This window comes from Mycobacterium heidelbergense (genome assembly GCF_010730745.1).
GTDB lineage: Bacteria > Actinomycetota > Actinomycetes > Mycobacteriales > Mycobacteriaceae > Mycobacterium > Mycobacterium heidelbergense.
This window is the reverse complement of record NZ_AP022615.1, coordinates 3,769,115-3,792,663: the sequence shown is the minus strand read 5'-3', so window position 1 is coordinate 3,792,663 and position 23,549 is coordinate 3,769,115. Positions and strand designations below refer to the sequence as shown.

Below are 23,549 nucleotides of genomic sequence, written 5' to 3'. Positions count from 1 at the left end.
CTGCCCCCGGCTACGCCGCGCTTGTGATCGCCACTAATCCGGTAGCTCCAGGCAGACCGCGACGGCGCCCGCGCCGACGTGCAGGGCGAGCACCGGCCCCAACGGCGTGACGATCGCCGGCTCACACGCCGGCAGGCGCCGTGCCAGCGCGGCGGCCACCTCGTGGGCGCCGTCCGGATTGGCGACGTGGTGCACCGCCAGGGCGGCGGGCCTTTCGCCGGCGACCTCGCAGACCCGGTCGATCATGGCCGCCGTCGCGTGGCTGACCGTGCGCACCCGTTGGGCCAGAACAAGTTTGCCGTCGTCGATGCGCAACAGCGGCTTGAGCGCCAGCGCGGTGCCCAGCCACGCCTGGGCCCCGCCGATGCGCCCGCTGCGGCGCAGGTTGTCCAGCCGGTGCACCACCACGAACGCCCGGCCGCGCGACACGGCCGCGCTCGCGGCGCCCGCGACGGCGTCCAGGCCGGCGCCCGCGGCCGCCGCCCGCGCGGCGGCCAGCGCGACGAAGCCGGTGCCCATCGCGGCCGACCTCGAGTCGACGACCCGCACCTTCGGATCGAGGTCGGCCGCGGTCCGTTCGGCGGCGCCGCAGGTTCCCGACAACGCCGACGAAATGTGCACCGCCACCACGCCATCCCCGCCGCTGTCGGCCAACGCCTGCTGGTAGGCGTTGGCCAGCTCGGCCGGGGTGGCCGCGGCCGTGGTGGCGTGGAGCTTGAAGACGTCTTCGGGGATGTCGTCCACGCCGTCGCGCAGGTCGACGCCGTCGAGCAGGATGTGCAGCGGAACCACGCGTATCGCCCACTTTTCGAGCAGGTCGGCCGGCAGGCGCGAGGACGCGTCGGTGACCACCACGACAGTCACGAGCGCCGCTCCGGTTTCTCGCCGGGCACGCGCGCCTGAGCCAGCGCCTTGAGCATCAGCTCCGCAACCGCCTGGTGTGCTTCGAAATTCCAGTGAATCCCGTCCGGGTTGCCACGCCCGCTCATAACATGTTCGGCCACAGCGGCTTTGAGGTCCACCAGGGGAACATCGTGTTGGTGCGCCCACTCCGTGATCGCGGCCGCGGTCCCCCGGCGGCCATGGTGAGCCTTGCCGTATGTCGGCGCGACGTGCACCGACGGCAGCGACGCCACGATCGGAATGCCGGGGCGGTTGAAATCGATTGCGCCACGCGTCTGTTCGAGGTATTCGGCGCTCAAGTGCGGCGGCAGCGCGGGCCTGGCGACCGGCGAGAGCCTGGGCTGCAGCCAGGCGTAGCCGTCGCGGGCCCAGCGCCGCAGCCACGGCGGCCGGACGTAGCGGATCAGCTCGCGCAACGCGGTCGGCAACACCGACGGCAGCGAATCCATGCCGCCGGTCGCGAAGATCACCGCGCCCGCCCTGGGCAGGGCCGCCCAGGCGCGCGGGTCCTGGGTGGCCGCCCACCAGACGTCCCGGCAGGTCCAGCCGATGCGCCCGATCAGTTCCACATCCCAACCCAACTGCGACGCAACGATATTGGGCCAGATGCGCGGATCGTCGGCGGGCAGCCCCCCGGTAGGCCCGTAGTAGGCCAACGAGTCGGCGAACACCAGCAGGGTGGGCCTGGGCCGCGGCTCAGAGGACATCGTTGGACACCTGCGCCGAGGCGTTCCACACATCGAGGCGCCAACGGATGCCGTCAAAATCGGCGCCGGAGCCGTCCGAGTGCCCGGACAGCTGGGCCCAACTCGCATTGCCCATGCCGCCCAGGATCGGCCAGTTGGCGATCGGAAGCTTCAGCAGCGCAGCCGATAGCGCGGCGATCAGGCCGCCGTGGGCCACCAGCACCACCGGCCGATCCGGCTGGTTCGGGTCGCCCCATTCGGGATCGCCGGACACCAGCTCGGCAACCAACGGCAGGCTGCGTGCGGCGACGTCGACCCTGCTTTCCCCGCCATGGGGTGCCCACGCCGCGTCCTCGCGCCAGGCCAGCCGGGCGCCCGGCGCCTCGGCGTCGATCTGGGCGTGGGTCAGGCCCTGCCAGTCGCCGAGATGGGTCTCCCGCAACCGGTCGTCGACCCACACCTCGAGCCCGGTCCGCTCCCCCAACCTGATCGCCGTGTCATAGGCGCGCCGCAGGTCCGACGAAACGATCCGCAGCGGCTGCAGCTTGCCGAGCACCTCGGCGGCGGCGACGGCCTGCGCGCGGCCCAGTTCGCTGAGCCCGGTGTCCAGCTGGCCCTGCATCCGGCTGCCGAGATTGAAATCGGTCTGCCCGTGCCGCAGCATCACCAGGCGTCTGATTCTCATTGCGTCCTCATTGCGCGCTCGCCGAGTCGCCGGAGTTCTCGCCCAAATCCACCGGCACCACCGGGCAGTCGCCCCACAGCCGGTCCAGGGCGTAGAAGTTGCGGTCGTCCTGATGCTGGATGTGTACGACGATGTCGCGGTAGTCCAGCAGCGTCCATCGCCCTTCGCGGGCACCTTCGCGGCGGGCGGGCCGGTAGCCGGCCTTGCGCATCTTCTCTTCCACCTCGTCGACGATGGCGTTGACCTGCCGCTCGTTGGACGCCGAGGCGATGACGAAGCAGTCGGTGATGACCAGCTGGCCCGAGACGTCGATGACCACGACGTCGTTGGCCAGCTTGGCGGCGGCCGCGCCGGCGGCCACGGTCGCCATGTCGATCGCCTCCCGGGTGGCGGTCACGCGTTGTTCCCGGAGGCCAGGGTGGACGTGGCCGGGCTGGCGGCCTCCCGGCGGTAGAGCCGGCGCTTGGAGACGTACTGCACGACACCGTCGGGCATCAGGTACCACAGCGGCCGGCGCTGCTCGGCGCGCCGCCGGCAGTCGGTCGACGAGATCGCCAGCGCCGGGACTTCGACCAACGTCAACGCGTCGTCGGCCAGCTCGCCCAGGACGCCGGTGATGTGCTCGCGCCGCAACTCGTAGCCGGGACGGCTGACGCCGATGAAGCGCGCCAGGGCGAACAGCTCTTCCCAGCCTTGCCAGGACAGGATGGAAGCCAGCGCGTCGGCGCCGGTGATGAAGTACAGCTCGGAGTCGGGGTTGAGGGCGTGCAGGTCCCGCAGCGTGTCCCTGGTGTAGGTGGGCCCGGCGCGGTCGATGTCGACCCGGCTCACCGAGAAGCGGGGGTTGGACGCGGTGGCGATCACCGTCATCAGATAGCGGTCCTCGGCGGCGGAGACGTGTCGGCTCTTTTGCCAGGGCTGGCCGCTGGGCACGAACACCACTTCGTCGAGGTCGAACAGGTGGGCGACCTCGCTGGCGGCAACCAGGTGGCCGTAATGGATGGGATCGAACGTCCCGCCCATCACTCCCAACCTGCGAAGCTGCTTTTGCACGATGTGCCAGCTTACTTGAGCCCCCGATCAGGGCCGGTTGCTCGGCCCGCGCTCGCGCGAGCGTGCCCCGCGCCACCGCGAGCGTGCCCCTCGCCCGCGCGAGCGTGCCCCGCGTCCGCGCGAGCGTGCGCAGATGTACAGCCCACGCGGCGTGTCGCTGCACAGACACGCACGCTCGGCGGGGCGGGGCGGGGCGGGGCTCACACCGGCAGCAGCTGGTCGATCACCGCGGCCAACTGCTTGGCGGACCGGCATTCGTGCATGGTGATCACCCCTTGGTAGCGCGGCACCGCCGAGTCGCCGCTGCCCCACAAATGCTTGGGTTCGGGATTGAGCCAGTGCGCGTGCCGGCTCGCGGTCACCATGTGGGCCAGCAGCTCGGTCTCCGGATTGCGGTAGTTGGTGCGGCCGTCCCCGAGCACCAGCAGCGACGCGCGTGGCGACAGCACGTTGGGAAACGCCTGCGCGAACGAGGCGAACGCGTTGCCGTAGTCGGAATGCCCGTCGCGGCTGTACACCCCGGCCTCCCGGGTGATCCGCTGGATCGCCACGGCCAGGTCGGCCTCGGGCCCGAACATATGGGTCACCTCGTCGGTCGTGTCGATGAAGGCGAACACCCGGACGCGCGAAAACTGTTGTCGCAGGGCGTGTACCAGCAACAGGGTGAAGTGGCTGAACCCGGCCACCGAACCGGATACGTCGCACAGCACCACCAGCTCCGGGCGCGCGGGACGCGGTTTGGCCAGCACCAGGTCGATCGGCACCCCGCCGGTGGACATCGACTTGCGCAGCGTCTTGCGCAGATCGATCGCCCCGGCGCGGGAGCGTCGCCGCCGGGCCGCGAGCCGGGTCGCCAGGCTGCGGGCCAGCGGCGCCACCACCCGTTGCATCTGGCGCAGTTGCTCGCCGGAGGCCCGCAGAAACTCGACGTTCTCGGAAAGCTGTGGGATGCCGTACATCTGGACGTGGTCGCGGCCGAGCTGCTCGGCGGTGCGCCGCTTGGTCTCGGCATCGACCATCTTGCGCAGCTGCGTGATCCGCTGCGCCGCGAGCGCTTTGGCGATCTGCTCCTGGGTGGGCGTGGGCTCGTCGCCGTACGGGGCGAGCAGCCCCGCCAACAGCTTGCCCTCCAGCTCGTCCAGCGCCATCGCCTTGAGCGCCTGATACGACGAAAACGACGGGCCGCGGCTGGAGCTGTACTTGCCGTAGGCCTCCACGATCCGCGCGATCATCGCGACCAGGCGCTCGTCCATGTCGGCCAGGTCGGGGTTCTCGGTGAGCAGGTCCAGCAGCAGCTGGCGCATCGCCTCGACGTCGTCGGCCGGCAACGAGTCGTCACCGGGGGCGGCCTCGTCGTCCGAGACGACCGCCCGCGCGCCCAGCGCCGCCGGGAACCACAGGTCGAACATGGCGTCGTAGGTCTCCCGGTGATCGGGCCGGCGCAGCACCGCGCAGGCGATGCCCTCGCGCAGCACCTCGCGATCGCCCAGGCCGAGGGTGGCCATCACCCGGCCGGCGTCCACCGTCTCCGACGGGCCGACGGAAATGCCGTGCCCGCGAAGCGCTTCCACGAACCCCACCAGGTGGCCCGGCAGCCCGTGCGGGGCCAGCGGGCGGGAGGGCCGGACGCGGCGGGCGGCCATCAGTTCAGCCTCAGCTCCCCGGCGGCGCGTTGCTGGTCGGATTGGTGCTTGAGGACCACGCCGAGCGTCTGCGCGACGACCGCGTCGTCGATGGTGTCCAGGCCCAGCGCGAGCAGCGTGCGACCCCAGTCGATCGTCTCGGCGACCGACGGCACCTTCTTGAGTTGCATCCCGCGCAGCACGCCGATGATGCGCACCAATTCCTCGGCCAGGTGCGCGGGGAGCTCGGGCACCCGGGACAGCAGGATGCGCCGTTCCAGGTCGGGGCTGGGGAAGTCGATGTGCAGGAACAGGCAGCGACGCTTGAGCGCCTCGGACAGTTCGCGGGTGGCGTTGGAGGTCAGCACCACGAACGGCGCGCGCTCGGCGGTGAGCGTGCCGAGTTCCGGGACGGTCACCGCGAAGTCGGACAGCACCTCCAGCAGCAGGCCCTCGATTTCGATGTCGGCCTTGTCGGTCTCGTCGATCAGCAGCACCGTCGGCTCGGTGCGCCGGATGGCGGTCAGCAGCGGGCGGGACAGCAGGAACTCCTCGCTGAACACGTCCATCTTGGTGGCGTCCCAGTCCCCCGAACCGGCCTGGATCCGCAGGATCTGCTTGGCGTGGTTCCACTCGTAGAGCGCGCGCGCCTCGTCGACCCCCTCGTAGCACTGCAGCCGGACCAGGCCCGAGCCGGTGGCCTGCGCGACGGCGCGGGCCAGTTCGGTCTTGCCGACGCCGGCCGGGCCCTCCACCAGCAGCGGCTTGCCGAGCCGATCGGCCAGGAACACCGCCGTGGCGGTGGCGGTGTCGGGCAGATAGCCGGTTTCGGTCAACCGCCGCGAGACGTCGTCGATGTCGGCGAACAGGTGCGTGGGCCGGGCGGGCACGCTCACAATCGGATCTGCCCGTCTCCCCACGCGATCCACTTGGTCGAGGTCAATTCCGGCAACCCCATCGGTCCGCGCGCATGCAGCTTCTGCGTCGAGATGCCGATCTCGGCGCCGAAGCCGAACTGCTCACCGTCGGTGAACGCCGTCGACGCGTTGATCATCACCGCGGCGGCATCGACCCCGTCGCTGAATCGTTGCGCCGCAGCCATATTCGTGGTGACGATGGCCTCGGTGTGTCCGGTGCCGTACTCGTTGATGTGGGCGATCGCGGCGTCGACGCCGTCGACCACCGCCACCGCGATGTCCATCGACAGGTATTCGCGGCGCAAGTCGTCCTCTCCCGCGTCGAGATGCACCGTGACCCCGGCGTCTTGCAGGGCGCCCACCAGCCTGGGCACGGCCTCCCCGGAGATGGCGGCGTCGACCAGCAGCGTCTCGGCGGCGTTGCAGACGCTGGGCCGACGGGTCTTGGAGTTGAGCAGGATCCGTTCCGCCACGTCGAGGTCGGCGCCCTCGTGCACGTAGACGTGACAGTTGCCGACGCCGGTCTCGATGGTGGGCACCTGCGCGTCGCGCACCACCGCGTCGATCAGGCTCGCTCCGCCGCGGGGGATCACCACGTCGACCAGGCCGCGGGCCTGGATCAGGTGGGTGACCGTGGCGCGATCGTTCGACGACAGCAGTTGAACGGCGTCGGCGGGCAGGTCCTCGCCGACCAGCGACGCGCGCAACACGTCGACGAGCGCCCGGTTGGACTGTGCCGCCGACGAACTTCCGCGCAGCAGCACGGCATTGCCCGACTTGAGCGCCAAACCGAAGGCGTCAACGGTGACGTTGGGCCGGCCCTCGTAGATCATGCCGACCACGCCGAGCGGAACCCGCTGCTGGCGCAGGTGCAACCCGTTGGGCAGGGTGTAGCCGCGCAGCACCTCGCCGACCGGGTCGGGCAGCCCGGCGACCTGCCGCAGACCGGCGGCGATCCCGTCGACGCGCGTGGAGTCCAGGGCCAACCGGTCGAGCATCGCCGCCGGCGTGCCGGCGGCCCGGGCGGCCGCAAGGTCTTCGGCGTTGGCCGCCAGGATCCGGTCGGTGTGGGCGCCTATCGCGTCTGCCGCGGACTGCAGCGCCGCGTCCTTGGCGGCCGTCGGCAACAACGCCAGCGCGCGGCTGGCGACCCGGGCTCGGCGCGCGGCGTTATGGACCTCGCCGCGCAGGTCAGGACGCGATGGAGCTTGCACACTCATTGAACCAGGGTATCGGTCTTGGGCCGGCCGGGTCAGGCTGCCCCACACCGGGCGCCCGATCCGATGGTGGCGACCCCCAGCACCCGGCTACGCCGGGCTTGCGATCGCCACGGCGCCGGCGCCTCACGCCACCCGCTCGCCGCGGCGGGCGTCCCGCACCTTTCTTCGCCGCTCCTCGAGGATGTGGCCAAAGTTCTGTAGCAGCACCGGTTCTCGCATCACGAGATGCTCGAGGTGTTCGCGATCGATTTCCAGCGCGGTGACTTCCTCGAGCGCGTACGCGCTCGCCAGGTTCGGTTGCCGGGTCAGGGCGGTGAGCCCGAGGAACGAGCCCTCGACCAGGGTGCTGATCGCCACGACCGACCCGTCGTCGGCGGTCGTGGTCATCTGGACACGCCCGGCGACCAGGAACGTCATCCCCGAAGGCACCTGACCGGCGTACTCCACGATTTCGTCGGCGCCGTAGCGGACGAGCCTGGCACAGGCGTGCAGCGACCGCTGTTCGTCGGCGTTGAGCCGCAACGCCGGGGCCACCACGGTGCGCACCGCCTTCTCCACACGCTCGGCGCTCGAGTAGTCGTCGTCGCTGTCGTCGAGGTGCAGCCCTTCCCGCCGGGCCGCGTACCAGATCCAGCGCAGAAACGTCGCGCGCGCGGCGCCGTCGTCGGCGGGTGAGTCCAGCCCGATGGTGGTCCGGTACTCGGCGCCGCCGACGGGTACCGAGCGCGGCGCGCTGTCCGCCTTGAGCTGCGGCAGCGCGCAGGCGACGCGCGACAGCATCGCGCAGACCCGGTCGGGCGGGTCGGCGGCCGCAAACGTGGTCGTCAGCGCCAATTTGTGCGCGCCCGCCGGGCGGCTGAGGTTGGTGAACGACGTGGTGGCCAGCACCGAGTTCGGCGTGATGCGTGTTCCGCTGCCGGTGTCGATGTGCACGGCCCGCCAGTTCACCTCGACGACGCGTCCGCGCCCGGTGGGTGTATCGAGCCAGTCGTTGAGCCGGAACGGCTGTTCGAACAGCATGAACAACCCCGACACGATCTGACCGACGGAGTTCTGCAGCATCAGGCCGATGACGACGGACGTGACGCCCAGCGCGGTGAACAGGCCTCCGACCCGGACGCCCCAGATATAGGACAGGATCAGAGCCAGGCCGACGCCGATCAGCGTGAAGCGGCCGACGTCGAGAAAAATGACGGGCAGTCGCTTGCGCCAGCTGTCCTCGGGCGCGGCTTCGAACATGGTGGCATTGAGCCCCGACAACAACAGCACCAGCACCAGGAAGCCGAACACCGTGGTCAGCAGCCGCACCGGGACGTCGCCGGCCGGGATCTGGGAGGCCTTGACGAGGAGCAGCAGCGCGCCGAGCGGCAGCAGATAGTTGCGCAGCAGGCCCACGTGGCGGGCCAGGCGGCTGTTCCTGCGGACGAGCGCGTGGTGCACCTCGGTGAGAAGGATCAGCCCGACCGGAAATCCGACCGCGATACCGATCGCCCAGTAGAACCACGAGGCATGCCAGGCGTTCATCATCGCTCCGACAATCGGTAGATCGTCTGATCGGTTCCGCCGACCGAAATCGTGCCGGCGGATGTGAACTGCCGCGCGTCGCGCATCGCTTCGTACACCTGAGAGCTGACATAGATGCCGGGCTGCGGTGCGCCGCTGTGCATTTGGTAGGCCAGGCTCACCGCGCCGCCCCACATGTCGTAGACGAGGCTCGACCTGCCCACCAGCCCACTGATGACGTTGCCGGTGTTGATGCCGACCCGGAGGCCCAGCTCGTGACCGGTCTCGCTGTTGAACCGGTCGATGATGCGACGCATTTCGAGGGCGAACTCGACGCTTCGGTGAATGCTGTCCAATCGCGGAGTGATGACCCCGCAACTGGCCAGGTAGCCGTTATGGAACGTGCGAATCCGTTCGACGCCAAGGGTTTCGGCCGCCGAATCAAACTGCCGGAATAATTCGTCGACTATGCCGACCAATTCATCGCCCGGAAGATCGTTGGAAATCTCGTCGAGACCGACGATGTCGGCGAAGATGATGGTGACGTCCTGGTGTTTCTGCGCGATGGTCGCCTCACCCTCGCGGTACCGCCGGACGATGGGCTCGGGCATCAGCGCCAGCAGCAGCCGATTGTTCTCGCTGCGCTGCTCGTTGAGCAGCTCTTCCTTGATCGCGAGATTCCGGCTCATCTCGTTGAAAGCCGCGGTGAGATCCCCTATTTCATCGCGCGTCAGCACCGGAATGTTGATGTCGTAGTCGCCGGAGCTGATCTTGCGGGTGCCCTCCTCAAGGCGTCGGACCGGCCGCATCGCGGCCTGAGCGATGATCATCGAGGCCACGCAGATGGCGAAGACCATCGCCGTGACCGCGATGACGAGCGTCTTACTGAACCTGCCCAGCCGCGCAAAAGCATCGGAGTCGTCCCGCGTCGCCAGAATCGACCAGTGCAGGTCGGAGTTGGGAATGTCCAACGGGGCGTAGGCTTCCAATTCCCGATGGCCGGTGTAGTCGGTGGCGCCGACGACCCCGGTCTCCCCGCGCTGGGCGGCGCGCAGGCCCGCGGTCGCGACCGGCTGCACCAGCGTCGTGCCACCCAACCGGATCGCCTTCTCCACGACGTCGGGTGGAGTGCCGGCGTTGATGGCCTCGCGCCGGTATTCCTTCGGGTCCTCCACGAAAAGCCGTGAATCGGAACGCATCAAATCGTCGGCGCCCGCCAGATACGTCTCGGTGGACGTGCCCATGCCGGCGGCTTCCCACTGTTTGTTGGCGGTCATGATCCTGTTGATCTTCACGATCGGCAGCGGCAAGGCCATGACACCGTCGATCTTGCCGTTCATGCCGACGGGCGACACCACCCACGCCGTGGGGGCGTCGAGCTGCGGCTGGTACGGCTGAAAGTCGGTGATCCAGACGAACTCTACGTCGTTGGAGCGCAGCGCTTTTTGGTACGCGTCCCGCAGCTTCGATTCCCGATACGGACCGGTGAAGATGTTGGTCCCCAGGTCGGGGCCCTTCATCACGGAGTAAACGACGTTGCCCTGCATGTCGAGCAGCAGGGCGTCCCGATAGTCGAATCGGGTGACGATGCTGCGCATATAGAAATCGAAGCGCGCGTTGGCCGCCGACCACGCGCTACCATCGTCGGCCTCCTCGACGGGCAGCGAGTCGGTGCCCGACCTGGGCGACGCCGTGTAGTACGCCTGAAGGTACTTCTGCGCGTTGGAACTCGGCAAGACGGCGTTGATGTCGATCGCGTCACCGGTCATCTGTTTGATCGGTTTGATCATCTGGGTGTCGTAGTAGTTGACAAGCGCCTGCTGTTGGGCGGCGCTGATCGTCGCGTTGGCCAATTGGTTGAAGCCCGCGGTGAGCGCCGCCGTAGCCTCGACGACGCTGAATCCGCCGCTGTAGACGATCAGCGAATTCGTCACCTCCCGGAACATCGCCTGCACCTGCTGCCGCTGCGACTCGCGCAACTCGATCAACCGCTCGGACTCGACCTGCTGCAGCGCGCTGCGGCCGGATAAAGCCCCGATGAGACCGATCACCGCCACGCCCAGGATGCTCGAAAGCAGCATTGCCACCAGGATCTTGGACTGGATGCCGAACCGGAAGCGGTTCCACGGCAGCGGCCGCCGCATGCGCCTGCGGGCCTTGGAGGCCGGCGCGGTCTCGGTGTCCGGTACCGGGTCCGTTGCTTCGACAGCCGTCAACCGCGTTCCTTTCTCTCGACGCACCGATCACGCAGCAGACTAACGCGCGAACATCACGATAAATCGCATTTGTCGCAAAGCGAACCCGACTACCCTCGGCGTCATGGCCAGGGTCTGCGTGGTCGGCAGCGTGAACATGGATCTGACGTTCAACGTCAGCTCCCTTCCACGCTCGGGCGAGACGGTGCTGGCGTCGTCGTTGACCTCCGCGCCCGGCGGCAAGGGCGGCAATCAGGCCGTGGCGGCGGCGCGCGGGGGCGCGCGGGTGCAATTCGTCGGCGCGGTCGGCGACGATCCCGCCGCCGACCGGTTGCGGGCCCACCTGCAGACCAACCACGTTGGGCTGGACGGGACGGTCGCGCTGGCCGGGCCGAGCGGCACCGCGGTCATCGTGGTCGATGCCGGCGGCGAGAACACCATCGTGGTGGCGCCCGGCGCCAACGGGCAGCTGACGCTGGCCGCCGGCAATGTTCGCGAGGTCGTTGCCGGCTGCGATGTGCTGTTGACCCAGTTGGAGATTCCGGTGCCGACGGCGGTGGCGGCCGCGCGCGAAGCCGGTTCCGCCGGGGCGGTCGTCATCGTCAACGCGTCACCGGCCGGCTCGGACCGAAGCTCCTTGGCCGAACTGGCGTCCGTCGCGGACGTGGTGATCGCAAACGAAGCCGAGATCGCCGAATGGCCTTGGCGGCCAACCCACTTGGTGACCACCCTGGGTGCGCGCGGCGCCCGCTGCGTCAGCCCCGACGACGAGTTCTGGGTGCCCGCCCCGGCGGTCAAAGCGGTGGACACCACCGGCGCCGGCGACGTCTTCGCCGGGGTGCTGGCCGCGAACTGGCCAGGCAACCCCGGTTCGCGGGCCGAGCGGCTGGCCGCGTTGCAGCGGGCCTGCGCCGCGGCGACCCTGTCCACGCTGGTGCCCGGCGCCGGTGACTGCGCACCGGATGCGGACGCCATCGACGCGGCGCTGCGAACCTGATGAAATAGCACGGTCCGAACGCGCCGCGAGGAAGGAGGCCGCCGAGTGGCACCGACGGCCGCCGCCGACATGGCCCTCGTGCTCTTCGCGGTGTTCGGCGTGCTCGGATTCGGCTGGCGCAGTTGGCTCCAGTATCGGCGCACCGGCTCCGCCGGCCTTCGCGGCGTCGGCGCCGGCGGCCCGGTGGAACGCGTCGCCGGGGTGGGCTTTGTGGTCGCGCTCCTGGTGGCGGTGAGCGCCCCGATCCTGCAAGAGGCCGGGATCATCGGGCCCGTCTGCGTGCTCGGCGCGGCGTGGGCCCAGGCCGTCGGCATCGTGGTCGCAACGGCCGGCATCGCGGCGACGGTCTACGCGCAACTCGAGATGGGCGATTCCTGGCGAATCGGGGTGGACGAAAGGGAGACCACCACGCTGGTGCGCACCGGCGTGTTCGGCCGGATCCGCAACCCCATCTACACCGCCATGTTGACCTTTGGCATCGGGATAGCCCTGGTGACGCCGAATCCGGTTGCCTTCATCGGCTTTATCCTGCTGGTCGCCACCATCCATCTCCAGGTCCGCCGCGTCGAGGAGCCGTACCTGTCGCGGACACACGGCGACGCCTATCGCGCCTACACCGCCAGCGTGGGCCGGTTCGTCCCCGGCGTCGGCCTGATTCGCTAACGCGACTCGCCGGCTAGTCTTCGGGGACCTCGCGTTCGATCTCGTCGAGCCAGATGCGCGCCGACATGTCCGACGGGGCGCGCCAATCGCCGCGCGGCGACAGCGCGCCGCCGTGCGACACCTTGGGGCCGTTGGGCAGCGCCGAGCGCTTGAACTGGCTGAACGAGTAGAAGCGCTGCACGAACACCTGCAGCCAATGCCGAATCTCCTTCAGCGAGTACGACGGTCGCTTGTCCTCGGGGAATCCGGGCGGCCAGTTGCCCTGCCTGGGATCGCTCCACGCGTGCCACGCCAAGAACGCGACCTTCGACGGGCGGAATCCGTAGCGCAGCACGTGAAACAGCGAAAAGTCCTGCAGGGCAAACGGCCCGATCTTCGCCTCGCTGCTCTGCAGCTCTTCCTCCTCGCCGCTGGGAATGAGCTCCGGGGTGATCTCGGTGTCGAGCACCGACCGCAGCACCTCGCACACGTCCGATTCGAATTGACCGGACGAAATGACCCAGCGGATCAGATGCTGGATCAGCGTCTTGGGCACGCCGGCGTTGACGTTGTAGTGCGACATCTGGTCGCCGACACCGTATGTCGACCAACCCAGCCCCAGCTCGGAGAGGTCACCGGTGCCCAGCACGATGCCGCCGCGCTGATTGGCCAGCCGGAAGAGATAGTCCGTGCGCAGGCCGGCCTGAACGTTCTCGAACGTGACGTCGTACACCTTCTCGCCGCGCCCGAACGGGTGGTCGATCTCCTTGAGCATCAGCTGCGCGGTCTCGCGGATGTCGATCTCGGCGAAGGTGACACCGAGCGCGCGGCACAGCTCCACGGCGTTGCGCTTGGTGCGGTCCCCGGTGGCGAAGCCGGGCAGCGTGAACGCCAGGATGTCGCCGCGGGGCCGGTCTTCGCGGTCCATCGCGCGGGCGGCCACGATCAGCGCGTGCGTGGAGTCCAGCCCGCCGGAAATCCCGATGACGACCTTGGGGTAATTCAGCGCGCGCAACCGCTGCTCGAGCCCGGCAACTTGGATGTTGTACGCCTCGTAGCAATCCTGTTGCAGCCGTTGCGGATCGGCCGGCACGAACGGAAACCGCTCGATCTCGCGGCGCAGCCCGATGTCGCCGCCGGGCGGGTCGAGCCGGAACTCGATGCGCCGGAACGACTCCGCCGACGCGCGGTGGTGGCGCCGGTTGTCGTCGAAGGTCCCCATCCGCAGCCGTTCCGACCGGAGCAGCTCGATGTCGACGTCGGCGACGCTGCGCCGCTCCCCCTTCGGAAAGCGCTCAGATGAGGCGAGCAGCACGCCGTTCTCCCACACCATGGTCTGGCCATCCCAGGCCAGGTCGGTCGTCGATTCGCCCTCCCCCGCCGCGGCGTAGACGTAGGCCGCCAGGCACCGCGAGGACGCCGAGCGGGCCAGCAGGCAACGATCCTCGGCGCGGCCGATGGTGATCGGGCTGCCGGACAGGTTCGCCAGCACCGTCGCGCCGGCCAGCGCCGCCTCCGCGCTGGGCGGGATCGGCACGAACATGTCCTCGCAGATCTCGACGTGCAGCACGAAGTCGGGCAGGTCGGACGCGGCGAACAACAGGTCGGGGCCGAACGGGGCCTCTATATCGCGGATCCGGATCGTGCCGCGCTCGTCGTCGCCGGGCGCGATCTGGCGGCGCTCGTAGAACTCGCGGTAGGTGGGCAGGTACGACTTGGGCGCCACACCGAGCACCGCCCCGCGATGGATGACCACCGCGGTGTTGTAGACGCGGTGCCGGTGGCGCAGCGGCGCGCCGACGACCAACACCGGCAACAATGTCGCTGACGATGCCACGATTCCGGCGAGGGCGGCTTCGACGTCGTCGAGCAACAGGTCCTGCAGGACGATGTCCTCGATGGAGTAGCCGGACAGCGTCAGCTCGGGGAAGACGGCCACCGCGACGCCGTCGTCGTGGCACTCGCGGGCCAGCCGCAGAACCGACTCAGCGTTAGCCGCCGGATCGCCGATCGTGGTGTGGTGCGTGCATGCGGCGACGCGGACGAAACCCTGCCCGTAGCTGTTGTAGAAGTCCTTGTGAACGTTCATCGCCCTTCCATTGTCGCCTGGCGGGTGTCAAGGCAGGGTCGCCGGGTATCACCTCGGCATGAGTGACGCTGTCGTGGTGGTCGACATGATGAACAGCTACCGCCATCCCGATGCGGAACGACTGATGCCCAATGTCGGCGCGATCGTCGATCCGCTGGCCGATCTGGTCCGGCGCGCGCGCGAATCCGACGGCGTCGACCTGGTGTACGTCAACGACAACTACGGCGATTTCACCGCCCAGTTTTCCGACATCGTCCGCGCCGCGCGCGAGGGGGCGCGGCCCGATCTGGTGACGCCGATCCTGCCGCCGGGGGATTGCCGCGCGCTGACAAAGGTCCGGCACAGCGCATTCTATTCGACGGCGCTGGCGTACCTGCTCGGCCGTCTGGGCACCACGCGGCTGATCGTGACCGGCCAGGTCACCGAGCAGTGCATCCTCTACACGGCGCTCGACGCCTATGTGCGCCACTTCCGCGTCGTGATTCCGACCGACGCGGTCGCCCACATCGACCCCGAGCTGGGTGCGGCGGCGCTGAAGATGATGGAGAAGAACATGTCCGCCGAACTCACGACGGCGGCCGACTGCCTCGGCTGAACCCTGGCGCGAGCGTGCGCAGAATGCCGGCCGCGACGGCGTGTCGCTGCACAAACACGCACGCTCGCGCGGGGGGATTTAGAAGGTGCAGGGCATGCTGCGGACGGCGTGGATGAAGTTGCCCGCGACATAGGTCGGCTCGCCCGCCCGGATGTCCGGCAGCTGGCGCAGCAGCTCGCCGAAGATGGCGCGCAGTTGCGCGCGGGCCACATGGGCCCCAAGGCAAAAGTGCACCCCGCCGCCGCCGAAGCCGACGTGTGGGTTGGGGCTGCGGCTCAGGTCCAACCGCTCCGGGCGGTCGAACGCCTCGGTGTCCCAGTTGCCGGAGGAATAGAACATCACCACCTTGTCCCCCGCCCGGATCCTCTGGCCGCCGAGCTCGACATCCGTTGCGGCCGTGCGGCGGAAGGTCATGACCGGCGAGGCCCAACGGACGAACTCCTCGACCGCGGTGCCGATCCGGTTGTCGAAATCCTCGAGCAGCCAGGCCCTCTACTCGGGGAAGTCGGTCAGCGCCTTCAGCGCGTGGCTGGTGGTCTGGCGGGTGGTGTCGTTGGCCGCCACCGAGAGCAGCACGAAGAACGCCGCCACGTCGGCATCGGAAAGCCGGTCGCCGTCGACCTCGGCGTGCACCAGGCCGCTGATCAGGTCGTCGCCGGGGCGCTCGCGGCGCTCCGCGGCGAGCGCCCCGGCCACCCGATGCACATACGTCTGGTTTTCGACCAACACCTCCATCGGGTGGCGGCCGCCGAGGTAGGCGGGATCGGCCCACGACACCATGGCGTCGGTCGCGTGCGCCATGTGCTCTCGCTCGGATTCCGGGATCCCCACCATGTCGGACAGCGTGCGGATCGGCAGTTCCTTGGCGCAGTGGTCGACGAAATCGGCCCCGCTGCCGGCGGCCCGGAGCTCTTCGACGATGGCCCTGGCGTTCGCCTTGATCGAGTCCTCGATGCGGCGGACCTGCCTCGGGGTGAACGCGGCGCTGACGAGCTTGCGCAGCTTGGTGTGCCGCGGCGGGTCCATCGCCAGGAAGGACTGCGACGCTTCGAGCAGCTCCGTGGGGATGTTCTCGAACATCACGCCCTTGCCGGACCGGAAGACGTCGTTGTCGCGGCTGACCGCGACGATGTCGGAGCGCCGGGTGACCGCCCAGTAGCCGGGATCGTCGGGATCGGGCATCAGGGCGTCTTCGACCGGGGGATGCCAGCTCACCGGGCGCTCGGCTCGCAGCACCGCGAACGAGCGTTCCCGCTCGGCCGCCGTCGTGGACCAGAACGCGCGCGAGGACAGGTCGATCGCGTCGTAGGCGCGGCGTGGCTTGTCGGTGCCGGACATCCCGGTCAGCACGGTCATGGCGATCCTCCCAGGCTGGAACCGACGATATGCCTAGACATATCGTCTAGTCAATATGTCGAGCGGTTGGCTATGCTGGGCGAATGCCGTCGGTCACCAGGAAGCCGCAGGCCGGTCGCGGTCAGGGGCGACAGCAGCGGCGCGAGCAGATGGAGCGCCGGTTGCTGGATGCCACCGAGCGGCTGATGCGCGACGGCGCCAGCTTCACCGAGCTCAGCGTGGACCGGCTGTCGACCGAGGCCGGCATTTCGCGGGCCAGCTTCTACATCTACTTCGAGGACAAGGGCCACCTGCTGCGCCGCCTGGCCGGCCAGGTGTTCGCCGACCTCGCCGACGGCGCGGATCGCTGGTGGAGCGTGGCGTGGCGGCACGATCCCGACGACGTCCGCGCCGCGATGGCCGGCATCATCGAAAGCTACCGGCGTCACCAACCGGTGCTGGTCGCGCTGAACGAGATGGCCGCCTATGACCCGTTGGTCGGGGCGACCTATCGCGATCTGCTGACCGCCATCACGGGGCGAATGACCCGCGTCATCGAGGACGGCCAGGCCGACTGCTCCATCCGCCCCGAGCTGCCCGCGGCCACCACCGCCAGCGCGCTGACCTGGATGGTCGAGCGGGCGTGCCAGCAGAATCTCCCCGCCGCTCCCGACTCCTACGACGCCGAGCTGGCCGCGACGCTGGCCCACATCATCTGGGGCGCCTTGTATCTCAAGGCGGCATCGGCTTAACACCGATCCGGGCGGCGCCGCGAGAGTGCAACCACCGATGGCGCTACCCGGGAAATGTGTTGCCAGTGGCACTTTCGTGGTGCTGGATGGCTACACGGCGACCAGGTCGTCGGCGTGCACCGCGGGCCGGCGCAGCTCACCGGGCAGCTCGGAGGTCGACCGGCCCATCATGGTGGCCAGTTCGGCCGCGTCGTAGGCGACCACGCCCCGGCCCACCATGGTCGCGTCCGGTCCGCGCAATTCGACGACATCGCCGGCATAGAACCGGCCCGACACCGCGGAGATCCCCGCGGCCAGCAGCGAGCGGCGTTGCCGCAGCACCGCGCGCACCGCGCCCTCGTCAAGCGTCAGCGAACCGGCCGCCTCGGCGGCATACCGCACCCAGAACCGGCGGGCCGACATCCGATCCGGCCGCGCGGCGAACACCGTGCCGGCCGAGGCGTCGGTCAGCGCGGTCGCGGCGCCGGCCGCGGCGGCCAGCAGCACCGGGACCCCGGCGTCGGCGGCCAGCAGCGCCGACGACACCTTCGACGCCATTCCGCCGGTGCCCAGGTCGCTGCCCGGACCGGCGACCACGCCGTCGAGATCCGCCGGCCCTCCCACCTCGGGAATCAACCGCGCCCCGGGCACTTTCCTGGGATCGGAGTCGTAGAGCCCGTCGATGTCGGAGAGCAGCACCAGGGCCTCGGCGCCGACCAGGTGGGCCACCAGCGCCGAGAGCCGGTCGTTGTCGCCGAACCGGATCTCGTTGGTGGCCACGGTGTCGTTTTCGTTGACGATCGCCACCGCGTGCAGCGCGCGCAGCCGGTCCAGGGTGCGCTGGGCGTTGGTGTGGGAGGCGCGCACCGAAATGTCGTGGGCGGTCAGCAGCACCTGCCCGACCGTGCGGCCGTACCGGGCGAACGCCGCGCTCCAGGCGTTCACCAGCGCCACCTGCCCGACGCTGGCCGCGGCCTGCTTGGTCGCCAAATCCTTTGGGCGACGCGACAATCCGAGCGGTTCGATGCCCGCGGCGATGGCGCCCGACGACACGATGACGACGTCGGTCCCCGCCTTCATGCGCGCCTCGATCGCCTCGGCCAGCCCGGCCAGCCGGCCGGCGTCGAACACCCCGGACGGCGTGGTCAGCGCGTTGGTCCCGACCTTGACCACGAGGCTGCGCGCCGTTCGGATGGTGTCGCGCTGCCCGCTCACGAATCGCCACCGTGTTCGGGACCCGGATCGCGGCGCCGGCGCCGGGCGGCCTTGCGCTCGGCGGCGCCGACACGCTCGCTGCGTTCCAGCCGCGCGTCGGTGCCTCGTCCAGACAACGCAACCTGCTGGCCCGCGGGCGTCTGCGGCTCCCAGTCGAACGTCATGTCTCCGATGGTCACCGCGCACCCGGGTTCGGCGCCCAGCCTCAGCAATTCCTCTTCCACACCGAGGCGCGCCAGGCGGTCGGCGAGATAGCCGACGGCCTCGTCGTTGTCGAAGTTGGTCTGGCCGACCCAGCGCTGCGGCCGCGCGCCGGTGACGACGAAACCGCCCTGCCCGTCCGGCGCGACGGTGAAGCCGCTGTCGTCGACGGGCACCGGCCGAATCACCGGCCGGCGCGGCGCGATCTGCGGTCGCGCGGCGGCGTAGTCCGAGACCATCTGCCAGAGGCCGAAGATCAAGGGCTGCAAGCCAACACGGCTGACGGTCGACACCAGGAACACCGGCCAGCCGCGTTCGGCGATCTCGTCGCGGACGAATTCGGCGAGCTCACGGGCTTCCGGCACGTCGACCTTGTTGAGCACCACCGCCCGCGGCCGCTCGGCGAGGTCCTCCAGGGCCGCATCCCCCTGCAGCGTGGGCGAATACGCGGCGAGTTCGGCTTCCAGCGCGTCGATGTCGGAAATCGGGTCGCGGCCCGGTTCGGCGGTCGCACAATCCACCACGTGTACCAGCACGGCGCACCGCTCGATGTGCCGGAGGAAGTCCAGGCCCAGGCCGCGGCCCTGGGACGCGCCCGGGATCAGGCCGGGCACGTCGGCGACGGTGAAGGTGTGCTCGCCCGCCGAGACCACCCCGAGGTTGGGCACCAGCGTGGTGAACGGGTAGTCGGCGATCTTCGGCTTGGCGGCCGAAATCGCGGAGACCAGTGACGATTTCCCGGCCGAGGGAAACCCGATCAGGCCCACATCGGCGACGGACTTGAGCTCCAGCGTCAGGTCGCGGGACTGGCCCTCCTCGCCGAGCAGCGCGAAACCCGGGGCCTTGCGGGCGCGCGACGCCAGCGCCGCGTTGCCCAGGCCGCCGCGGCCGCCGGCCGCGGCTTCAAAGCGGGTGCCCGCGCCCACCAAATCGGCCAGCAGCCGGCCGTTTTCGTCCAGCACGACCGTCCCGTCGGGGACCCTCACCTCCAGGTCCGCGCCGGCGGCGCCGTCGCGGTTGTTGCCCATCCCCTGCTTGCCCGACGGCGCGGTGACGTGCGGATGGAAATGGAAGTCCAGCAGGGTGTGGACCTGGGGGTCGACGACCAGGACGATGCTGCCGCCGCGGCCGCCGTTGCCGCCGTCGGGGCCGCCCAGCGGCTTGAACTTCTCGCGGTGGACCGACGCGCAGCCGTTGCCGCCGGAACCCGCCCGCGCGTGGATGACGACGCGATCGACAAACCGAGGCATCGAGGGTCCTCTCGGGCCGCCGAGTGTGCAGCTACCGCGAGCTAAGCCTCGAATTGTCGCAGCGGTTGCACACTCGCGTCGGCTCAGTCGGTGGTCCGCCCGGCCGCGACGATGCTGACGGTCTTGCGCCCGCGCTTGACCCCGAACTCGACGGCCCCGGCTTCCTTGGCGAACAAGGTGTCGTCGCCGCCACGCCCGACGCCCGCGCCGGGGTGGAATTTGGTGCCACGCTGGCGGATGAGGATTTCGCCGGCCTTGACGACCTGGCCGCCGAACCGCTTCACGCCCAGCCGCTGCGCGGCCGAATCGCGGCCGTTGCGCGAGCTGGAAGCGCCCTTTTTGTGTGCCATTTTTGTGGACTCCCGCTACTTGATCCCGGTGACCTTCAGGACCGTCAGCTGCTGACGGTGACCCTGACGCTTGTGGTAGCCGGTCTTGTTCTTGAACTTGTGGATGCGGATCTTGGGGCCCTTGGTGTGCTCGAGCACCTCGCCGGTCACCGCGACCTTGGCCAGCGCGCCGGCGTCGGTCGTCACCTTGGCGCCGTCGACGACCAGGGCGACCGGCAGCGACACGTTCGAGCCCGGCTCGGAGTCGAGCTTCTCGACCTTGACCACGTCCCCGACGGCGACCTTGTACTGCTTGCCGCCCGTCTTGACGATTGCGTAGGTCGCCATCGTTGCTCCTGCCTCTTCCTCTAGCCTCTGCCCGGCGCTTCGCGCGCGTGCCACCGGCGTGTGCGTGGTGGGTCTGGGGTGGGGGTCCGCGCGATCGCCCGGTAGTCCCGCTCGTCGCCGAGCACGGGCCCGCGACAACTGTCCAAGGGTACTTGACCAGCGGCTACAGGGTCAAACCGCGCGCCCGCCGCAGGTCAGTCCACGTGAATCGGCGGGCCTGCGGGCCGCCCGGCCGCGCGCCGGCGGCGCGGACGACCAAGGGCCGAGCCAGCGCCGGAGCTCTCCGCGGTGTCGCCGTCCTCCGAGTCTTCGTCGGAGTCCGAATCCTCGACGTCCAGGTCGTCATCGTCGAGGTCAAGGTCCTCGTCGTCGTCGCCGAGGTCTTCCTCATCGAGATCCTCGTCGTCGTCGAGCTCGTCCTCCTCGTCGTCCTCGGTGTCCTCGGTGTCCTCGGTGTCTTCGTCCGAGTCCTCCGAGTCTTCGAAGCCCTCCTGGTCGGTGTCCTCCAGGCCGGCGGCGGCGCGCTCTTCGGTCTCCTCGCCGCCCTTGGCGATGGCCTCCGCACCGGACTCGTCGGCCTCCTCGTCGCCCTGATCGGCCGCCCCCGAGCCCCCCGCGGCGCCCGCGGCCATCGCCTTGAACATCGGGTGCTCGCCGGGAGCGTGTGCGGGCACCTTGGCCACGATGCCCTTCTCGGCGGGCTCCTCGGATCGGCCCTTCTTCGATCGCTTGCCCCGGCGGCCGCCGGACTCGGACTTGCGCCCGTTCGACGGCGCCGAATCGACGGGGTCGGCGTGCATCAGGATCCCCCGGCCGCCGCAGTTCGGGCACGACGTCGAGAACGCCTCGATCAGCCCGGTTCCCAACCGCTTGCGGGTCAGTTGCACCAGGCCCAGGGAGGTCACCTCCGACACCTGATGGCGGGTGCGGTCACGGGCCAGCGCCTCGGTCAGCCGGCGCAGCACCAGGTCGCGGTTGGACTCCAGCACCATGTCGATGAAGTCGATGACCACGATGCCGCCGACGTCGCGCAGCCGCAGCTGGCGCACGATCTCCTCGGCCGCCTCCAGGTTGTTCTTGGTGACGGTCTGCTCGAGGTTGCCCCCGGAGCCGGTGAACTTGCCGGTGTTGACGTCGATCACCGTCATCGCCTCGGTCCGGTCGATCACCAGCGTGCCGCCGGACGGCAACCACACCTTGCGGTCCATCGCCTTGGCGAGTTGCTCGTCGATGCGGTGCACCGCGAACACGTCCGGGGCCGGCACCCCCTCGGCAGGCTCGGCCGGCTCGTACTTGGTCAGCTTCGAAACAAGGTCGGGCGCAACGGAATTCACGTACTCGTTGATCGTGTTCCACGCCTCGTCGCCGGAGACGATGAGGCCGGCGAAGTCCTCGTTGAACAGGTCACGGATGACCTTGACCAACACGTCGGGCTCTTCGTAGAGCGCCACCGCGGCGCCGGCGGCCTTCTTCTTGGTCTCGGCGGCCCGGGCCTCGATGTGTTGCCAGCGCTCCTGCAGGCGGGTGACGTCCTTGCGGATGTCGTCCTCCTTGACGCCCTCGGATGCGGTGCGGATGATCACCCCGGCGTCGGACGGCACCACCTCGCGCAGGATCTCCTTGAGCCGCTGGCGTTCGGTGTCGGGCAGCTTGCGGCTGATCCCGGTCGACGACGCGCCGGGGACATACACCAGGTAGCGGCCCGCCAGCGACACCTGCGTGGTGAGCCGCGCGCCCTTGTGCCCGACCGGGTCCTTGCTGACCTGGACGACGACGTAGTCGCCGGGTTTGAGGGCCTGCTCGATCTTGCGGTCGGACCCGCCCAGCCCCGCGGCCTCCCAGTTGACCTCCCCGGCGTAGAGCACGCCGTTGCGGCCGCGACCGATGTCGACGAAGGCCGCCTCCATCGAGGGCAGGACGTTCTGCACGATCCCCAGGTAGATGTTGCCGACCAGGGAGGCCGACGCCGCCGACGTCACGAAATGCTCGACGACGATGCCGTCCTCGAGCACCGCGATCTGCGTGTACCGCGCGCCGGGGTGCGGCGGTTCGCTGCGGATCCTGTCGCGCACCACCATCATCCGTTCGACGGCCTCGCGGCGCGCGAGGAACTCGGCCTCGGTCAGCACCGGTGGGCGGCGCCGCCCGGCGTCGCGCCCGTCGCGGCGGCGCTGCCGCTTGGCCTCCAGCCGGGTGGAGCCGTCGATGCCCTTGATCTCGCTGCTGGATGCGCCGTTCTCGTCCGAACCGTTCTTGCCGGAGCGCGGTGGCCGCTCGTGGACGACGGTGTTCGGCGGATCGTCGGGCGAGAGGCCCTCGTCGTTGTCGTCACCCGATCCCGACTTGCGGCGCCTGCGCCTGCGGCGGCGGCGAGTGGCCGCGTCGGACGAACCGTTCTCGTCGTCACCGGCATCGGAGTCGTCGGGCTCGTCGGAGTCCTCGGAGTCGTCGCCGTCCTCGTCGCCGGACTCCTGGCCGTCGGGTCCGCCCTGTTCGCCGCGGCCGCGGCCCCGCCCGCGGCGGCCCCGACGCCGGCGCCGGTTGGCCGGGCGGTCGGTCTGGTCGTCGTCGGTGTCGGCATCGGTGTCGGCGTCGTCGGAGTCGGCCTCCCAACCACCCGAGTCCGCATCGCCGCCGCCCTCCTCCGCCTCCATCGGCTGCGGAGCGACGAACAGCGGCATGTATTGCGGCGGGTCGGTCGCGGTCCCCGGCGCCGGCCGGGATGCCGGTCTCGCGGCGACCGGGGCCGGTGCGCTGCTGAAGCCCGGGATGTTCTGCAGGGGCTTCGCGAAGAGCAGGTCACGCACCCGCAGCGCGTCGTCGCGGTTCACGCCGGAATGCACAGTGCGGGGCTGCCCGTCGAACGAGTTGAGCGCGTCGAGCACCTCTTTGTTGGTGCTGCCCAGCGCTCGTGCCAGCTGATGGACCCTCAGGCGGTCCGGCAGGTCCTCGTGCTGCGTCGGCTCTTGTGATGATTCTGTAGGTGGTGCACCGTCTACCACGTATTCTCCTTTAGCCCCCGGGCGCGTCGTT

Annotated in this window: 20 protein-coding genes and 1 pseudogene; 4 read left to right on the top strand and 17 right to left on the bottom strand. The window is 69.7% G+C overall.

Going from position 1 to position 23,549, the window contains the following annotated elements:
* Positions 1-33: 33 nt before the first annotated feature.
* The 10 genes from G6N25_RS17825 to G6N25_RS17780 form a co-directional block, all read right to left on the bottom strand.
* Positions 34-864 carry a DegV family protein gene (locus G6N25_RS17825; protein WP_083072048.1) on the bottom strand — a complete coding sequence of 277 codons (831 nt, stop codon included), beginning with the start codon at positions 862-864 and terminating at the stop codon, positions 34-36.
* Entirely contained in the window at positions 861-1,610 is a 750-nt protein-coding gene (gene octT / locus G6N25_RS17820) for a diglucosylglycerate octanoyltransferase (RefSeq protein ID WP_083072047.1), read from the bottom strand. The genes G6N25_RS17825 and octT overlap by 4 nt, the downstream gene beginning before the upstream one ends.
* Positions 1,600-2,274 carry a glucosyl-3-phosphoglycerate phosphatase gene (gpgP, locus tag G6N25_RS17815; protein WP_083072046.1) on the bottom strand — a complete coding sequence of 225 codons (675 nt, stop codon included), beginning with the start codon at positions 2,272-2,274 and terminating at the stop codon, positions 1,600-1,602. Before gpgP ends, octT begins: the two co-directional genes overlap by 11 nt.
* A gap of 7 nt (positions 2,275-2,281) precedes the next feature.
* A complete protein-coding gene (gene rsfS / locus G6N25_RS17810; protein WP_083072045.1) occupies positions 2,282-2,671 on the bottom strand; it encodes a ribosome silencing factor in 390 nt (129 codons plus the stop codon).
* Positions 2,668-3,327, bottom strand: coding sequence for a nicotinate-nucleotide adenylyltransferase (gene nadD, locus G6N25_RS17805; RefSeq protein WP_083072044.1), 660 nt, complete (start codon positions 3,325-3,327; stop codon positions 2,668-2,670). Before nadD ends, rsfS begins: the two co-directional genes overlap by 4 nt.
* Before the next feature lie 200 nt (positions 3,328-3,527).
* Positions 3,528-4,970, bottom strand: a complete 1,443-nt coding sequence (locus tag G6N25_RS17800; RefSeq protein ID WP_083072043.1) for a vWA domain-containing protein — start codon at positions 4,968-4,970, stop codon at positions 3,528-3,530.
* A complete protein-coding gene (locus tag G6N25_RS17795) occupies positions 4,970-5,845 on the bottom strand; it encodes an AAA family ATPase (RefSeq protein ID WP_083072042.1) in 876 nt (291 codons plus the stop codon). Before G6N25_RS17795 ends, G6N25_RS17800 begins: the two co-directional genes overlap by 1 nt.
* Positions 5,842-7,086: a glutamate-5-semialdehyde dehydrogenase gene (locus tag G6N25_RS17790; RefSeq protein ID WP_083072041.1), complete on the bottom strand. Its 1,245-nt coding sequence runs from the start codon at positions 7,084-7,086 to the stop codon at positions 5,842-5,844. The genes G6N25_RS17795 and G6N25_RS17790 overlap by 4 nt, the downstream gene beginning before the upstream one ends.
* Before the next feature lie 123 nt (positions 7,087-7,209).
* Complete coding sequence (locus G6N25_RS17785; RefSeq protein WP_083072040.1) at positions 7,210-8,610, bottom strand: mechanosensitive ion channel domain-containing protein; 1,401 nt, start codon at positions 8,608-8,610, stop codon at positions 7,210-7,212.
* Positions 8,610-10,805 (bottom strand): adenylate/guanylate cyclase domain-containing protein, encoded by a 2,196-nt coding sequence (locus G6N25_RS17780; protein WP_083072039.1) that lies wholly within the window; start codon positions 10,803-10,805, stop codon positions 8,610-8,612. The genes G6N25_RS17785 and G6N25_RS17780 overlap by 1 nt, the downstream gene beginning before the upstream one ends.
* Before the next feature lie 103 nt (positions 10,806-10,908).
* Here G6N25_RS17780 and G6N25_RS17775 point away from each other — a divergent pair, with 103 nt between their 5' ends.
* Together G6N25_RS17775 and G6N25_RS17770 are read left to right on the top strand one after the other, a co-directional pair.
* Complete coding sequence (locus G6N25_RS17775) at positions 10,909-11,781, top strand: ribokinase (protein ID WP_083072038.1); 873 nt, start codon at positions 10,909-10,911, stop codon at positions 11,779-11,781.
* 243 nt (positions 11,782-12,024) lie between these two features.
* A complete protein-coding gene (locus tag G6N25_RS17770) occupies positions 12,025-12,444 on the top strand; it encodes a methyltransferase family protein (RefSeq protein ID WP_372506715.1) in 420 nt (139 codons plus the stop codon).
* Positions 12,445-12,457: 13 nt separating this feature from the next.
* Here the strand turns inward: G6N25_RS17770 and G6N25_RS17765 are convergent, their stop codons facing one another.
* Positions 12,458-14,512, bottom strand: coding sequence for an NAD(+) synthase (locus G6N25_RS17765; RefSeq protein ID WP_083072037.1), 2,055 nt, complete (start codon positions 14,510-14,512; stop codon positions 12,458-12,460).
* A 58-nt stretch (positions 14,513-14,570) separates the two neighbouring features.
* Here G6N25_RS17765 and G6N25_RS17760 point away from each other — a divergent pair, with 58 nt between their 5' ends.
* On the top strand, positions 14,571-15,107 hold the full coding sequence (locus G6N25_RS17760) for a cysteine hydrolase family protein (protein WP_083072036.1): 537 nt from the start codon (positions 14,571-14,573) through the stop codon (positions 15,105-15,107).
* A 78-nt stretch (positions 15,108-15,185) separates the two neighbouring features.
* Here the strand turns inward: G6N25_RS17760 and G6N25_RS17755 are convergent.
* A pseudogene (locus G6N25_RS17755) lies at positions 15,186-16,463 on the bottom strand (cytochrome P450).
* An 83-nt stretch (positions 16,464-16,546) separates the two neighbouring features.
* On the opposite strand from G6N25_RS17755, the gene G6N25_RS17750 reads away from it, so the two are divergent.
* Positions 16,547-17,194, top strand: a complete 648-nt coding sequence (locus tag G6N25_RS17750; protein ID WP_083072035.1) for a TetR/AcrR family transcriptional regulator — start codon at positions 16,547-16,549, stop codon at positions 17,192-17,194.
* A gap of 90 nt (positions 17,195-17,284) precedes the next feature.
* On the opposite strand, the gene proB is transcribed toward G6N25_RS17750, so the two are convergent.
* From proB to G6N25_RS17725, 5 genes are all read right to left on the bottom strand, one after another.
* Positions 17,285-18,388: a glutamate 5-kinase gene (gene proB / locus G6N25_RS17745; protein WP_083072034.1), complete on the bottom strand. Its 1,104-nt coding sequence runs from the start codon at positions 18,386-18,388 to the stop codon at positions 17,285-17,287.
* The gene (gene obgE / locus G6N25_RS17740) at positions 18,385-19,839 is read right to left on the bottom strand and encodes a GTPase ObgE (RefSeq protein WP_083072033.1); all 1,455 of its coding nucleotides are present in this window, start codon (positions 19,837-19,839) and stop codon (positions 18,385-18,387) included. Before obgE ends, proB begins: the two co-directional genes overlap by 4 nt.
* Before the next feature lie 83 nt (positions 19,840-19,922).
* Positions 19,923-20,189 (bottom strand): 50S ribosomal protein L27, encoded by a 267-nt coding sequence (gene rpmA / locus G6N25_RS17735; RefSeq protein ID WP_083072032.1) that lies wholly within the window; start codon positions 20,187-20,189, stop codon positions 19,923-19,925.
* 15 nt (positions 20,190-20,204) lie between these two features.
* On the bottom strand, positions 20,205-20,516 hold the full coding sequence (gene rplU / locus G6N25_RS17730; RefSeq protein WP_083072031.1) for a 50S ribosomal protein L21: 312 nt from the start codon (positions 20,514-20,516) through the stop codon (positions 20,205-20,207).
* Between the two features lie 194 nt (positions 20,517-20,710).
* Positions 20,711-23,518, bottom strand: coding sequence for an Rne/Rng family ribonuclease (locus G6N25_RS17725; protein WP_083072030.1), 2,808 nt, complete (start codon positions 23,516-23,518; stop codon positions 20,711-20,713).
* Positions 23,519-23,549: the final 31 nt, after the last annotated feature.

Bases quoted from the DNA above. Each gene is read 5' to 3' on its own strand.
- octT (WP_083072047.1), bottom strand. From the start codon at position 1,610: ATGTCCTCTGAGCCGCGGCCCAGGCCCACCCTGCTGGTGTTCGCCGAC.
- gpgP (WP_083072046.1), bottom strand. From the start codon at position 2,274: ATGAGAATCAGACGCCTGGTGATGCTGCGGCACGGGCAGACCGATTTC.
- G6N25_RS17800 (WP_083072043.1), bottom strand. From the start codon at position 4,970: ATGGCCGCCCGCCGCGTCCGGCCCTCCCGCCCGCTGGCCCCGCACGGG.
- G6N25_RS17790 (WP_083072041.1), bottom strand. From the start codon at position 7,086: ATGAGTGTGCAAGCTCCATCGCGTCCTGACCTGCGCGGCGAGGTCCAT.
- G6N25_RS17785 (WP_083072040.1), bottom strand. From the start codon at position 8,610: ATGAACGCCTGGCATGCCTCGTGGTTCTACTGGGCGATCGGTATCGCG.
- G6N25_RS17775 (WP_083072038.1), top strand. From the start codon at position 10,909: ATGGCCAGGGTCTGCGTGGTCGGCAGCGTGAACATGGATCTGACGTTC.
- G6N25_RS17765 (WP_083072037.1), bottom strand. From the start codon at position 14,512: ATGAACGTTCACAAGGACTTCTACAACAGCTACGGGCAGGGTTTCGTC.
- G6N25_RS17760 (WP_083072036.1), top strand. From the start codon at position 14,571: ATGAGTGACGCTGTCGTGGTGGTCGACATGATGAACAGCTACCGCCAT.
- G6N25_RS17750 (WP_083072035.1), top strand. From the start codon at position 16,547: ATGCCGTCGGTCACCAGGAAGCCGCAGGCCGGTCGCGGTCAGGGGCGA.
- obgE (WP_083072033.1), bottom strand. From the start codon at position 19,839: ATGCCTCGGTTTGTCGATCGCGTCGTCATCCACGCGCGGGCGGGTTCC.
- rpmA (WP_083072032.1), bottom strand. From the start codon at position 20,189: ATGGCACACAAAAAGGGCGCTTCCAGCTCGCGCAACGGCCGCGATTCG.
- rplU (WP_083072031.1), bottom strand. From the start codon at position 20,516: ATGGCGACCTACGCAATCGTCAAGACGGGCGGCAAGCAGTACAAGGTC.